11 protein-coding genes are annotated in these 14,024 nt (G+C 70.1%); 6 read left to right on the top strand and 5 right to left on the bottom strand.

Annotated elements, in window-relative coordinates; genetic code table 11:
• Positions 1-7: 7 nt before the first annotated feature.
• Both RKE50_RS00390 and RKE50_RS00385 read right to left on the bottom strand, forming a co-directional pair.
• Positions 8-1,390 (bottom strand): AtzE family amidohydrolase, encoded by a 1,383-nt coding sequence (locus RKE50_RS00390; RefSeq protein WP_350033450.1) that lies wholly within the window; start codon positions 1,388-1,390, stop codon positions 8-10.
• Positions 1,387-1,605, bottom strand: a complete 219-nt coding sequence (locus tag RKE50_RS00385) for an AtzG-like protein (RefSeq protein WP_350033449.1) — start codon at positions 1,603-1,605, stop codon at positions 1,387-1,389. Before RKE50_RS00385 ends, RKE50_RS00390 begins: the two co-directional genes overlap by 4 nt.
• A gap of 162 nt (positions 1,606-1,767) precedes the next feature.
• Between RKE50_RS00385 and RKE50_RS00380 the strand changes: the two genes are divergently transcribed.
• Entirely contained in the window at positions 1,768-3,114 is a 1,347-nt protein-coding gene (locus RKE50_RS00380) for a uracil-xanthine permease family protein (protein WP_350033448.1), read from the top strand.
• 102 nt (positions 3,115-3,216) lie between these two features.
• Here the strand turns inward: RKE50_RS00380 and RKE50_RS00375 are convergent, their stop codons facing one another.
• The 3 genes from RKE50_RS00375 to puuE all read right to left on the bottom strand — a co-directional run bounded on the left by RKE50_RS00375 (position 3,217) and on the right by puuE (position 7,457).
• Positions 3,217-5,607, bottom strand: coding sequence for a TonB-dependent siderophore receptor (locus tag RKE50_RS00375; RefSeq protein ID WP_350033447.1), 2,391 nt, complete (start codon positions 5,605-5,607; stop codon positions 3,217-3,219).
• Between the two features lie 295 nt (positions 5,608-5,902).
• The gene (locus RKE50_RS00370; protein ID WP_350033445.1) at positions 5,903-6,529 is read right to left on the bottom strand and encodes a cupin domain-containing protein; all 627 of its coding nucleotides are present in this window, start codon (positions 6,527-6,529) and stop codon (positions 5,903-5,905) included.
• Positions 6,522-7,457: an allantoinase PuuE gene (gene puuE, locus RKE50_RS00365; RefSeq protein ID WP_350033443.1), complete on the bottom strand. Its 936-nt coding sequence runs from the start codon at positions 7,455-7,457 to the stop codon at positions 6,522-6,524. Before puuE ends, RKE50_RS00370 begins: the two co-directional genes overlap by 8 nt.
• Positions 7,458-7,681: 224 nt before the next feature.
• On the opposite strand from puuE, the gene RKE50_RS00360 reads away from it, so the two are divergent.
• Genes RKE50_RS00360 through RKE50_RS00340 form a run of 5 tightly spaced genes read left to right on the top strand, consistent with a single transcriptional unit; the run spans position 7,682 to position 14,009 of the window.
• On the top strand, positions 7,682-9,202 hold the full coding sequence (locus RKE50_RS00360) for an adenosine deaminase family protein (protein WP_350033442.1): 1,521 nt from the start codon (positions 7,682-7,684) through the stop codon (positions 9,200-9,202).
• The gene (locus RKE50_RS00355; protein WP_350033441.1) at positions 9,199-10,317 is read left to right on the top strand and encodes a purine nucleoside permease; all 1,119 of its coding nucleotides are present in this window, start codon (positions 9,199-9,201) and stop codon (positions 10,315-10,317) included. The genes RKE50_RS00360 and RKE50_RS00355 overlap by 4 nt, the downstream gene beginning before the upstream one ends.
• A complete protein-coding gene (locus RKE50_RS00350) occupies positions 10,314-11,918 on the top strand; it encodes a gamma-glutamyltransferase family protein (protein ID WP_350033440.1) in 1,605 nt (534 codons plus the stop codon). The genes RKE50_RS00355 and RKE50_RS00350 overlap by 4 nt, the downstream gene beginning before the upstream one ends.
• Entirely contained in the window at positions 11,915-12,757 is an 843-nt protein-coding gene (locus RKE50_RS00345; protein WP_350033439.1) for a sulfite exporter TauE/SafE family protein, read from the top strand. The genes RKE50_RS00350 and RKE50_RS00345 overlap by 4 nt, the downstream gene beginning before the upstream one ends.
• A gap of 10 nt (positions 12,758-12,767) precedes the next feature.
• Positions 12,768-14,009, top strand: a complete 1,242-nt coding sequence (locus RKE50_RS00340; RefSeq protein ID WP_350033438.1) for a pyridoxal-phosphate-dependent aminotransferase family protein — start codon at positions 12,768-12,770, stop codon at positions 14,007-14,009.
• Positions 14,010-14,024 lie beyond the last annotated feature (15 nt).

Below are 14,024 nucleotides of genomic sequence, written 5' to 3'. Positions count from 1 at the left end.
GTCGGCATTACACCACCCCCGGTCGCGCTTCGGCAACGCCGGCCTCGGCCAGGACCTGCGCTGCGCGCAGGCAGAGGTCTTCGCGCCAGGGGGCGGCAACCAGCTGCACGCCGATCGGGAGTGCCTCGCCGGGCAGCCAGAGCGGCACGCTGAGCGCCGGCAGGCCGATGCAGGAAAAAGGCTGGGTGAACAGGCCGAGGTTGGGCCGCAGCAGCTCCCTGCGCCCCGCAAGCTCGAGGTGGCGCGTGCCGATGGGCGGCGCGGGGCAGGGTGTACACGGGGCCACGAGCAGGTCCGTGCGCCGGAACAGCGTGGCCATCTCCTCCCGCCAGGCCCGGCGCGCGGCCTGCGCCTGCAGGTACCAGCCGGCGGGGAGGAGAGCGCCGGCGAGGAAGCGGTCGCGGGTATCCGGGTCGAAGTCGTTCACCCGCTCGCGCAGGTGGCGGCAGTGGAGTGCAGCGCCCTCGGCGTTGGTGACCAAGTAGGCGGCGGCGCGGCCCGCGGCGGCACCGGGCAGCGACTCCTCCCGGTCGGCACCGAGCGCCGCGCAGACGCGGTCCACGGCGGCGCGGGCCTGCGGGTAGTCCTCAGCGGCGAAGAAGCCGCCGGCCCGCGCGACGCGGACACCGTCGAGCCCGGCGGTGAGGGTGGCGAGCACAGGTTCCGGGGCGCGACGGGCGCAGGCCGGATCGCCGCGGTCGAAGCCCTGCAGTGCGTCATAGGCCAGGGCCAGGTCCGTCGCCGTCGCCGCGAGCGGCCCCACGTGGTCGAGGCTGTCGCAGAACGGGTACGTGCCCGTGCGCGGCAGGCGGCCGTAGGTCGGCTTGAGGCCGAAGACCCCGCAGAGGGAGGCGGGCACGCGGATCGAGCCGTTGGTGTCCGATCCGAGCGCGACGGGCACGAGACCGCCGCCAACGGCGGCGCCCGCACCGGAGGAGGAGCCGCCGGTCATGCGCCCGGGATCGTGCGGGTTCCGGCAGGGGCCGTCGTGGGCGTTCTCGCCGGTGAAGTCGTAGGCGTATTCGCCCATGTGCAGGCTGCCCACCAGCACGGCGCCGGCGGCTTCGAGGCGTCGGACGAGCACGGCATCCACCGCCGCCGGGGGCAGGTCGCGGTTGATCAGGCTGCCGGCGGTGGTGGTGAGACCTGCCACGTCGAACAGGTTCTTCACCGCGAAGGGCACGCCGGCGAGCGGGCCCGGGTCTTCGCCGGCGGCGAGGCCCCGGTCGAGCGCGGCCGCCCGTGCCCGGGCGCGTTCGGCGACCACGGCGGTGAAAGCGTTGATCGTGCCGTTCGCCGCGTCGATGCGGTGCAGGGCCCGCGCGACGGTTTCGCCGGCGCTGAGCTCGCCGCGGCGCACGGCGCCGGCCAGGGCGGAGGCCCCGTTCACGCGCTGCCCGCTCCGTCGTTGCCGGGGGCCGGGTCGAAGACCGGGGCGAGGGCGAGATCGTCCGCGTCCCCTGTCAGCGGCTCCAGCGCGTGGAGCATGCGGTGCGCCGTGGCCAGATGCAGGCGTACGCCGTCCCGGCAGTGAGCCGGGATTGTCAGCCCCGCGAGGGTGGCGAGGGCATCGAGTTCAGCGTCGGTGATCGGCGTGTCATCCATGGCAGGTGGTCTCTTTCGCAGTCGCCGGCGAGCCGCAGGAGGCCCGAAAACACAGCAAACAGTATGCCAGTACGTCGCGCGCTGCCGTGCGGCACCGAACTTGCAGGCCAAAGCGGCAGGAACAAGCGACACGCCATGCTGGCTCGATCGGGAGGACCCGCCATGTCCGTGCTTTCCGCCGCCCCGCTGCTCTACGGCCACGCGGACCGGCTGCCGCTGCCGCGGGCTTTCCTCGCCGGGCTCCAGCACCTGCTGGCGGTCTTCGGTGGCATCGTCACGGCGCCGCTCATCATGGCCGTCGGCATGGGCCTGCCGGCGGCGGAGACCCGGGCGATCCTCGCGGCGTCCCTGTTCGTCTCCGGCGTGGCGACCGCGATCCAGGTCGCCGGACGCTACGGTATCGGTTCCGGCCTGCTGGCGATCCAGGGCACGAGCTTCACGTTCATCGGGCCGGTGCTGTTTGCCTTCCACGGCCTGCCGGAGGCCATGCCGGCCCGCGAGCGCCTGGCCGTGATCTTCGGATGCTGCGCCGTCGCCGCGGTGCTCACCGGGCTACTCGCCCTGGGAATCCGCCGGCTTCAGCGGCTGCTGACTCCGACGGTGACCGGCACCACGGTGCTGCTCATCGGGCTCACGCTCGTGCTCTCCACGCTCGAGAACCTGTGCCGGACCAGTACGGCCCCGGGTGCGCCGACGGCCACCCTGGCGCTGCTGACGGTAAGCGTCTTCGCCCTGACCCTGTGGCTGGCAACCCGGCTCTCGCCCTGGTGCCGCCTGTGCAGCGTACTCGGGGGCCTCGCCGGGGGCGCGCTGCTCGCGGCGGCTCTCGGGTTGTTCGGCGAAGGCGCCGCAGCCGCCGGGGGGCTCTACCTGCCCCGGCTCCTGCCCTATGGCTTCGGCTTCGACGTCGGCGTGTTCCTGCTGCTATTCCCGGTGTTCCTCGTTTCGGCGACCGAGTCCGTCGGCGACCTGACGGCCACGGCGTCCCTCAGCGGGTTGCCCACGCGCGGGACCGGCTACTGGCAGCGCGTGCGCGGTGGCATCCTGGGTGATGCGCTCAACTCCCTGCTTGCGGCGCTGGCCGGGACCTTTCCGAACACGACCTTCAGCCAGAACAACGGCGTGATCCGCCTCACCGGCATCGCCAGCCGGCGTATCGGCTTCGTGGTCGCGGCGCTGCTCGTGGCCCTGGGCCTGCTGCCGGCGGTGGCCGCCCAGCTGCAGGCGCTGCCGGAGGCCGTCCTCTACGGCAGCACGCTGCTGCTCTTTCTCATGGTCGCACGGGCCGGCTGGGGCCTCCTGGCCGGCGGTGCCATCGGCCGCCGGGGCTGGTGCATCGCCGCCGGCGCTGCCGCCGGCGGCTGGCTTCTCGCCGCAGTCACCGGGCGCGCCGGCCTCGAGGGGCCCGCGGCCCTGTTCCTCCAGTTCCCGGTTTCCAACGGCGCCTTCCTCGCCATGGCACTCGAGTTGCTGGTGCCCCGCCGCGCGCTCGCCGCCGGGCTGACCTGACCGCCGGGCAACTACTCCTTTCGTAGAAAACACGCGGCAAAAAAAAAGCCCTCTTGCGAGGGCTTGGAAGGCTGCATGGACTGGATGCAGTCGTTGGGGCCGCTAGAAGCGGTAGTCCACCTTGGCGACCCAGTGACGCGGGAGTTCCGGCAGCACGATCTGGCTGCCGAAGAGGTTGGGGAAGTTGGAGCGGAAGTACTCCTCGTCCGTGAGGTTCTTGCCGGTCAGGCTGAGCTTCCAGTGCTCTGACTCGAAGGTCACACCCGCGTTAACCAGCGTGTAGGCGGGCAGCTTCACGGACTGGGAGAAACCGGAGAAGGTCGAGTCGACGTCGATGACGCTGGCATTGATCGCGAAGCCGTTGTCGAAGTCGTAGGTGGCCGTCGCCGTGTAGATGTTCTCCGGAATACCCTGCTTGAGGCCGTCGGACGCCGGGATCAGGCCGATGACCTGGCCACCGGCGACGAGCGAGTAATCAACCTGCGGGATGTCGTCGGTGCCGAAGAAGCTGAACAGCGTGCCTTCCTCGACAGCGGACACCATGGTGATCTCGAGGTTGGTCCAGCCGGCGGTGACCACCAGCTGCGGCGTCACTACCCAGCGCAGCTCGGCCTCGATGCCCTCGGTCTTGGTAGACGCGTTGGTAACGATGGCCTGGGCGCTGAAGTCAGTGCGCTCCTGCTCGTAGTAGGACAGGGCGAAGAACAGCGAGTCGTCGAGATAGCTTCCCTTGAGGCCGACCTCGAACAGCTCGGAGACATCCGTCGCGTTGCCCGTGCGCACGAGCTCCAGCGGCAGGTCGCCCATCTGGTCGGCGATGATCGTCGACTGCTCGGACATGGTCACGTAGGGAATCAGGCCGATCGGCGTATCCCAGCTGACGCTGGCGGTCCAGGAGAAGATATCGTCACTGTCACTGTAGGTGGCGACGCCGCCCGGGAAGTTCGCCACCAGGTCCTCCGGCGGGAACAGCAGCTTGTCCAGCGGCGTGTTCGACTCCATGTCGATCCAGTCCTGGCGTAGGCCCAGGGTGATGTTCAGGCCGTTGTCCCAGGTGAAGTCACCGAGGAACGCGAGGCCCCACATGGTGTAGTCGCCGTACTGGTACTCGCTGTAGTCGTCGTCGATCTGCGTCGACAGGAGCCGCGTGTCCAGGGACGGGTCACGCTCGGCGGCGGACTGGGAGAGGTCGCGACGATCGAAGTACTCGTTGATGTAGTCCTGGCCGCGGTCGAAGTCGGTGTAGCGGACCGACGGTGAGAACTGCAGCCGGGAGGTTACGCCATTGCCCTGCATGGTGTAGCCGAAGACCAGCTTCTCCTCGAAAACCCAGGTCTCACCGGCCTGGGAGAAGCCATAGGCGTTCTCGTTGTTGTTCTCGAGGCTCTCGTAGAAGAGCTGGTTCTTGATCTCGAGACCGTTGTCAGCGGTGTAGATCGCGTCGAAATAGAGCGTGATCGTCTCGTTGTCCAGCTCGTCGTTCGGGTCAACGAGCACGTTGCTCGGGCTGAGCGTGGTCGTACCCGGGTTGTTGAGGGCGCTCAGTGGGTTCAATTCTTCCTCGGTGACGAAACTTGGGAACAGGATGAATTGAGAGATCCCCGCGGCGTTGTACTCCTGGTGGGAGATCTTGCCGCTGCCGTCCGCGTCCAGGGACTGCGCGGTGCCGGTCAGGTAGGTGCCGTTGTCGATAAGGTCCTGGCTGATCCGGTTCCAGCCGGCGACCTGGTTGCCCAGGAAGTCGTGGTACATACCCCCGAACTGGATATGCAGCTTGTCGGTGACATCCACGTCGAAGGCGGCCTGCAGGATCGTGTTCTCGGTGGACGTGTTGTCGTAGAAGCTGTCCGAGTCCTCGTACTCGCCGTAGAGGTAGTAGCCGGCGTTGTCAGACAGGCGCCCGCCGATGTCGCCGGAGATCACCTGGCGATCCCACTTGCCGGTCGTGTAGGACAGGCCCCCGGTGGTCTTGTCGAGGTACTCGCCCGAGCCCACCCGCGCTGACTTTGGGTTGAAGTTGAGGTAACCGCCGATCTTGGACGGGCCGTAGATCGGCGAGGCCGGGCCGCGGACGATGTCGATACGGTCTGCCGCGGCGATCGGGGTGGCGTAGTTGCCCGGGTTGTCGACCCGGCGCACGCCGCGGAAGTAGGTCTCGCCCGGGGTGCCGCGCACGTCGAGGGAGCCGGCGACGCCGAAGAAGGACTGGGTGAAGGTACCCGGCGAGAAAGCGACCAGCTCGTCGATGTCGTTGACGTTGAAGCGCTCCATCTGCTCGGAGCTGATCGTGGACACCGAGCGCGGCGTCTCGAGCAGCGATTTGCCGAAGCCGAAGACGTCGACGTCTTCGCCCGGCAGGCTGCGCAGGGAGCCGGTGACGACGATTTCCTCCAGGGCCGGGTTTTCCTGCCCCAGGGCCAGCAGGGGCTGGCCGGCGGCCAGGGTCGCGGTGATTGCCGCGGCCAGCGGCAGGCGTTTCGCGGGTACGTTCATGGTTTCTCCTCAACAGGACCAAGCGGCCACCGGTGTTGCCGGGGCCCGTTTGCGACGCTGTTGACCACGTTTTTGTGGCGTCGCAGTTTCAGCTACTGCGCTTTGCTTAGCAGAATTGATGCCAAGGCCGCCTCTATCCCGGTGGCCGGGCATCATTCAGGTGAATGTTCCCTTGAATCAGGGGGTTGGCGTCGCCGTGGACCGGCGCCGGGGCACGGCAAGCGGCACGGGGAACACCGAAGCTGCTCAGGCTGGCGCAGGCGCACCGGAATGGTGCGTACGCCGGGGGTAAGCGTCAACGTCCGCCTTGGGTACTTTTCCCGTCGCCGTGGGCGAGGCGCCGCACGAGGTCCGCGTGCTCGGGGAAGGCTTCGGCCAGCGTGGCGGCGTCACCGAGGGTCATGTCCGCGTAGTCGAAACCGGGGCTCACTGCTTCGCTGATCAGGCCGTAGCCATGCGGGCCGTCGCCGAGGGAAGAGGCCTTCCAGATGCCGCCGGGGACCGTGAGCTGCAGGCGCTGGCCGGCGGCCACGTCCTGGCCCATGACTACGGTCTCCAGGCGCCCGTCCGGGTGGAGCAGGTAATAGGTAATGGGATCGCCGAGCTGAAAGTAGTGAACGATGTCCGAGCGGTTGCGGTGGAAGTGGCCCGTCGGGGACTCGCGCGTGAGCAGGTAGAAGATCGAGGTCAGGCTGTAGCGCTCGCCCGCGGGCGTGGCCACCCGCGGGTGGTCTTCCGCCGCGTAGGTTCGGCGGAAGTAGCCGCCCTCCACGTGGGCCTCTAGGCCGAGCTCGCGCACCAGCTCGTCCACCGAAGGCGCGGCCGCCGCCGCGCCCGCGTTGAGGGTGGCGGCGAGGCCCGTGGCGACGAGGCTGCCGGCGGCGAAAGCGGCGCCGCGGCGCCGGCGCGGGGTGTCAGTCATGGGTGTCTCCGTGGTTCAGGTGAAGGTCCGGGTGATGGTTTTCGTGCCAGTGCCGGGCGAGGTCCTCGCGCCGGCAGAGCCAGACGTGGTCGTGGGCCTGCACGTGGTCGATGAAGCGCTGCAGGGCCCGGAAGCGGCCGGGGCGCCCGGCGAGGCGGCAGTGCAGGCCGATGTTGAGCAGCTTCGGGCACTGCTCTCCCTCGGCGTAGAGCACGTCGAAGGCGTCGCGCAGGTAGGCAAAGAACTGGTCACCGCTGTTGAAGCCCTGGGCCGTGGCGAAGCGCATGTCGTTCGTGTCCAGCGTGTAGGGAATGACGAGGTGCGGGCCGGCGGGGCCGCCGACCCAGTAGGGCAGGTCGTCGGCGTAGGAGTCCGAGTCGTAGAGGAAGCCGCCGGCCTCCAGCAGCAGGGGCCGGGTGTTCGGGCTGTCCCGGCCCGTGTACCACCCCAGCGGGCGCGCGCCCGTCAGCTCCTCGTGCCAGGCGATGGCGCGCTGCATGTGCTCGCGCTCCACGGCCTCCGGGACCTGCTGGTAGCTGATCCAGCGCAGGCCGTGGCAGGCGATCTCCCAGTCCGCCTCGCGCATGGCGGCCACGGCCTCCGGGTTGCGGGCGATCGCGCTGGTGACCGCGAAGGCCGTCACCGGTACCCGCCGGCGCGTGAACAGCCGGTGCAGGCGCCAGAACCCCGCCCGGCTGCCGTACTCGTACAGGGACTCCATGCTCATGTGCCGGTCCCGGTACGCCTCGGCGCCGATGATCTCCGAGAGAAAGGTCTCCGAAGCGGGGTCGCCGTGAAGGACGCAGTTCTCGCCCCCCTCTTCGTAGTTGACGACGAACTGCACGGCGATGCGCGCGTGGCCCGGCAGGCGGAAGTTCGGCGGGTGCTGGCCGTAGCCGCGCAGGTCTCGGGGGTAGGGGTCGGTCACGGGTCGCTCTCTCCGTCGGGGTTGCCCCCGGGAAGGCAAGTACCATACCACCGCCCCGGCCGGGCCGTCGCTGCCCGTGCTGCACCCGGCTGGCGCAGGCTGCCCTGCACTGGTGCGGCGGGTGCCGCCGCCGTGCCATAATCACGGGGTTCTGCACAGGGAGACGGTGGCACTCTTCTTGCTCTCCGATCCCTGTTCTACGCTGTGCATGCTGGAGACCTTCCGTGACTGAACGACACACCCCGCCAACGCCGCCGCGCCGGCGCCGTGGCTGGGCCGGCGGGCTGTGCCTCGCGGCCGCTGCTTTCCTGGCAGTGCTCGCCGGTGGCGCGGGGGCGGCGCCGCCACCGGCGGACACCGGGGCGTGGTTCGAGCGCTTCAAGAGCGAGGCGACCGACGAGGAGCTCTACCGCTTCCTCTACGCCATGCCCAAGGGCGGCGACCTGCATAACCACCTCTCCGGCTCGGTCCTCGACGACTGGTTCTATGAGCTCGCCCTGGCCCAGGCCGAGCGCGGCTATCACTTCTACACGCGGGTGCGCATCAACAACTGCCGGCCCTATGGTGGCGACGCCTTCGGGCCGGATCCGTACCTGCTGCTTTTCCTCACGCTGCAGGAGAGCCACTGGCAGCAGCTGTCCCCCTGTGAGCAGGGTGAGTTCGAGCGCCTCGAGGACCTCGATGACAGCCAGCGCCGGGCCTGGCTGGACAGCATGGTGCTGGACAAGGCGCACGAGGGCCGTGACGAGTTCTTCCAGACCCACTGGCAGCGCATGGCCGATCTCTACTTCAACCCGTATTTCACGGCCGATGCGCTGGTGCGCAACATGCAGGCGTTCGGGCGCGAGGGGGTGCTTTACCTCGAGACCATGATCGGTGTCCTCGGCTTCCTCCACCCGGATGGCAGCCGCCTGGCACCCGACGAGGTGGCCGCCATCTACCGCGAGCGGTTGCGCGAGGCGGACGCGACGGCCACGGGGGTCGCGGTGAAGCTGCAGGTGGCGATCCTGCGCTTCGCTCCGAACGCCGAGGAGATGCTGCGCACGCTCTACGCGTTCGTCGCGCGCAACCGCGACCTGTTCGTCGCGGTGAACATGGTCGGCCGCGAGGACAACGACAAGGGGTACCCGCTGCGGTTCCTGGACACGCTGCGGGCACTGCGTCGCGAGCACCACGGCGTGCGCCTGTCGATCCACGCGGGCGAGGTCGATGAGCCCAACGACCACGTGCGCGACACGCTGCTGCTGGGCGCCGACCGCATCGGCCATGGAGTCAACCTGATCACCGACCCGGACACGCTGCGCCTCATGCGCCACGGGCCCTACCTCGTGGAGATCAACCTGATTTCCAACCTGCTGCTGGAGTACGTCGACGACTACGCGCAGCATCCCTTTCCCGAGTACCTGCGCACCGGTATCCCGGTGGCGCTGTCCACCGACGACCGCGGCATGTGGGACTCGAACCTGACCGACGAGTTCTTCGTCGCCGTGCGCGAGTTCAACCTGTCCTGGGACGAGCTGGTCGGCCTGTCGCGCAACAGCCTGAGCTACAGCTTCGCCCCGGCGCCCCTGAAGACGGAGCTTCTCGGCCGTTACGCCAGGCGCCTCGCCGACTTCGAGCGGCGCCTGGCGGGCAACCCCGCAGCGGTGCTCGCCGCCGACGCCCGCAGTCACGGCTTTCTCTGCCGTCGCTATGCGCTCTGCGACCTCGCCCCCGCATCCACCGAAACCGAGGAGACCCCATGACCCGTTCTCTCTCCCTGGCTCCCGCCCTGGCCCTCTGCCTCGGCGCCCTGCTTGCCCTGGCTGCCTGCGAGCCGGCGGCACCGCCACCGCCCGCCGCACCGGAAGCGCCCGCCGCACCGGCGCCGAAGGAGGTCCGCGCCGTGCTGGTGACCATGTTCGAGATCGGCGAGGACCGCGACGACCAGGCCGGGGAGTTCCAGCTCTGGCTGGAACGCCGGGATCTCAGCGAGCGGATCGCTTTCCCGGCGCACCACGACCTGTACTACGACCCGGCGTCGAAGCTGCTGGTCATGGTGACCGGTATCGGTACCGCCAAGGCCGCGGCCTCGGTGATGATGCTGGGCATGGATCCGCGCTTCGATCTCACCCGCGCCTACTGGCTGGTCGCCGGCATTTCCGGCGTCGACCCGGAGGACGCCTCCATCGGTTCCGCGGCCTGGGCCGAGTACCTGGTGGACGGCGACCTCGCGCACGAGATCGACCCGCGGGAAATGCCCGAGGACTGGAAGTACGGCTACCTGGCCCGCTACACGGACGAGCCCTTCGACCCCGACCGGCCGGAGCCGACCGGTGAAATGTTCCGCCTCAACCCGGCGCTCACCGAATGGGCCTTCCAGCTGACGAAGGACATCGAGCTGCCGGATTCCGCGTCCCTCGCCGAGACCCGCGAGCGCTACACCGAGCACCCGAACGCGCAGAAGCCGCCCTTCGTCCTCAAGGGCGACAACCTGGCGGCGCTGACCTTCTGGCACGGCGGGATTCTCAATGACTGGGCCAACGACTGGGTGGACTACTGGTCCGACGGCGAGGGTGAATTCGTCACCTCCGCCATGGAGGAAACGGGCACCATGCAGTCCATCACCTGGCTCGACCGCGCCGGCCGCGTCGACCGCGACCGGGTCATGGTGCTGCGCACCGCCAGCAACTACACCATGCCGCCGCCCGGCGTCAGCGCCGCGGAGAACCTCCTCGCCGAGAACGAGGGCTACGCGGGGCTGGACGCCTCCCTGGAGTCCGCCTACCTGGTGGGCTCGCGGGTCATCGACACGCTCCTCGCCAACTGGGATAAGTACGGCGAGCGCACGCCGACGCCCGCCGATCTCGACAGCCCGTGAGCGCGCGGCAGGTTGCGTTCAGCGCGCCGCACGCCGCGGCGGCGCAGATCGGCCAGGCGCTCCTCGAGGATGGCGCCTCGGCCATCGATGCCATGATCGCCGCCTCGGCGGCAATCAGCGTCGTCTACCCGCACATGAACAGCCTCGGCGGCGACGGCTTCTGGCTGCTGCAGGCCCCGGGCGAAAACCCCGTCGCCATCGATGCCTGCGGCTTCAGCGCGGCGCTGGCCACCCCCGAGTGGTATGCCGGGCAGGGGCTGGACGGGGTCCCCGCGCGCGGCGGTCCGGCGGCGCTCTGCCTGGGCGGTACCCTCGACGGCTGGCGCGAGGCCCGCGCCTGTGCCGCCGAGTACGACTACCCGGCCCGGCCCCTGGGCGAACTGGTGGCCCCGGCTGCCGCGCTGGCCCGCGACGGCATCACGGTCACCGCGAGCCTGGCCGCGGCCAGCGAAAAAGTGCAGCCGGAGCTCGCCGAGGCCGCCGCCTACCAGGCGGTGTTCTGTCCGCAGGGCCGGCCGCTTGCCGCCGGCGAGCCGCTCGCCAACCCGGGCCTCGCCCGCTTCCTCGAGCGGGTTGCCGCCGAGGGCACGGAGTCCGTTTACCGGGGCGCGCTGGCCACGGAGCTTTCCGATTGGCTGGCGAGCGAGGGCAGCCCGCTGCGCCGGGAGGACTTCGCGGCCTACCGCGCGCGCCGGGTCACGCCACTCACGGCCCGCCTCGCCGGTGCCCGGGTGTTCAACCTGCCGGCGCCGACCCAGGGCATCGCATCGCTGCTCATTCTCGCCATCTATGACGGCTGGCGCCGGGCGCATCCGTCGCCGTCGGAACTCGAGGCGGTGCACGCGCTGGTAGAGGCTACCAAGCGCGCCTTCACGGTGCGCGATGCCGAGGTCGCGGATCCGTCGCGCCTGTCCGAGCGCTGGCCCGGTCTGCTCGAGCCCGCTGCGCTGCGCCGGCACGTCGCGGCGATCGACGACTCGCGCGCGAGCCCCTGGCCGCGGCGCGCGGAGCGCGGTGACACGGTCTGGATGGGCGCTGTGGACCGCGAGGGCTGCCTGGTCAGCTTCATCCAGAGTATCTACTGGGAGTTCGGCGCCGGCGTGGTGCACCCGGACTACGGCCTCAGCTGGAACAACCGCGGCCTCGGCTTCAGCCGCAACCCGGCGGACCGCAACGCCCTCGGGCCCCGGCGCAAGCCGCGGCATACGCTCAACCCGGCGCTGGCGCTCTTCGATGACGGCCGGCGCCTGGCCTACGGCACCATGGGCGGGGAGGGGCAGCCGCAGACCCAGGCGGCGCTGTTCACCCGCTACCACTACGGCGGTGAGCCCCTCGCCGAGGCGATCGCCCGCGGCCGCTGGCTCCTCGGCCGTACCTGGGGCGACGACAGCCAGGACCTCAAGCTCGAGGCGGACCTGTTCCCGCGGCTGGCGCCGGGCCTGCGCGCTTTCGGCCACTCGGTGCGTGAAGTCCCGGCGCACAGCGAGCTCATGGGTCACGCCGGCGCCGTCTGCCAGGCGGCGGACGGAACCGTGATCGCGGCGACGGATCCGCGCAGCGACGGCGCAGCGCCCGTCGGCCGCGCAGGGGACACCGCGTGAGTGCGATCATCGAGTGGTGGCCGGTTCTCGCCGCCCTGGTCGGAGCCGGTATCCTCGCCGGCATCCTCGCCGGCCTGCTCGGGGTCGGCGGTGGTATCGTCATCGTCCCGGTGCTGTTCCTCGTGTTCCAGTCCCTGGACATTTCGCCGTCTTCGGCAATGCTCATCGCCACCAGCACCTCCCTGCTGACCATCGTCCCCACCAGCATCGCCTCGGCCCGGGCGCACCACGCCCGCGGCAACGTCGACCTTGTGCTGTTCCGGGCCTGGCTGCCGGCGATGGTGGCCGGGGTGGTGCTCGGCAGTGTCACTGCGTCCCACGTCAACGGCCTGCTGCTTACCGGCGTCTTCGGCGTGGTCGCTGTCGCGATCGCGCTCAACAACATTTTCCGTCCCAACGCGCCGCCGCTGCGCGACGGACTGCCGGCGCGTCCCTGGCAGTGGCTGACCGCCGCGGTGATCGGCGGCATCTCGGTGATGATGGGCATCGGCGGTGGCACCCTCGGCGTCACGGCGATGACGGCCTTCAACGTGGTCGCGCACCGCGCCGTGGGCACCGCGGCGCTCTTCGGCCTGGTGATCGCGCTCCCGGGCGCGCTGCTCATGCTGGTCCTGCCGGACACGCCGGCGGACGCGCCCGTCGGAACGCTCGGTGCCGTGAACCTGCCGGGCTTTCTCGCGATCGTGCCGATGACCATGCTGTTTGCACCGGTGGGCGTGAAGCTCGGCAGCGGCCTGTCGGGCGTGACCCTGAAGAGGATTTTTTCGGCCTTCCTCCTCGTGGTGGGCGGCCGCATGCTGTGGCAGCTGGCCGGGCCGCTGCTCGACCCCCTGTCCTAGGAGTGACCCTGTGAACTTCGATGACCTGCCGCCGGCGCTGCGCTCGACCTTCCTGCCGCCGCCGCGCCTGCTCATGGGCCCCGGGCCGATCACTTGCGACCCGCGCGTGCTGCAGGCCATGTCGCACCAGCTCGTGGGTCAGTTCGACCCGTCCATGACCGCCTGCATGAACCAGGCGATGGCCCTGTACCGCGAGGTTTTCCGCACGCAGAACCGCTGGACCTTCCTCGTCGACAGCACCGCCCGCGGCGGCATCGAGGCCTGCCTGGTGTCGCTGCTGGAGCCCGGTGACCGGGTGCTGGTGCCGGTGACGGGCCGCTTCGGCCAGCTGCTGACGGAGATCGCCGAGCGCTGCGGGGCGGAAGTGCACACGATCAGCGTGCCCTGGGGGGAAGTCTGCGACCCGGCGCAAATCGCCGAGGCCCTGGACCGGGTGCGGCCGAAGCTCCTCGCCACGGTGCAGGGCGATACCTCGACCACGATGTGCCAGCCCCTGGACGAGCTCGGCCGCCTCTGCCGCGAGCGCGAGGTGCTGTTCTACTGCGACTGCACCGCGTCCATCGTCGGCAACCCCTTCGAGACCGATGACTGGGGCCTGGACGCGGTCTCCGCGGGCCTGCAGAAATGCCTCGGCGGTCCCTCGGGCATCGCCCCGGTGACCCTGTCCGACCGGGCCGCGGCGGTCATCCGCGAGCGGCGCCACGTGGAGCGCGGCATCCGCGCCGAGGGCGACGAGGACGCGGGGGGTGAGCGCATCCGCTCGAACTACTTCGACCTGGCCATGATCATGGACTACTGGAGCGAGGCCCGCCTGAACCACCACACGGAAGCCACCAGCATGCTCTACGGCGCCCGCGAGTGCGCGCGCATCGCCCTCGAGGAGGGCATCGACAACGTCGTCGAGCGGCACCGGGTGGCGGGCGAGGCTCTCGCCGCCGGCCTCGCCGCCATGGGGCTTCACCTCTTTGGCGACCAGGCCCACCGCATGCACAACGTGGTCGGCGTATACATTCCCGACGGCGTCGACGGCGATGCGGTCCGCGGTCGTATGCTCGCGCACTTCGCCATCGAGATCGGCACCTCCTTCGGCCCCCTGCACGGCGTGATCTGGCGCATCGGCACCATGGGCTACAACGCCCGCCGCGACGCTGTCCTCACCACCCTCGCCTGTCTCGAGCAGTGCCTGCGCCGGGAGGGTTTTGCCGCCCCGGCCGGGGAGGCCGTGGCCGCCGCCCTCGACGTGTTCGCCTGAGGCCGGAGGCAAAGC

Origin of the sequence: Pseudohaliea sp. (genome assembly GCF_040217025.1) — a bacterium.
Classification (GTDB): domain Bacteria; phylum Pseudomonadota; class Gammaproteobacteria; order Pseudomonadales; family Halieaceae; genus Pseudohaliea.
The sequence above is the reverse complement of the archived record's forward strand: the minus strand, read 5'-3'. Positions and strand labels throughout refer to the sequence as shown.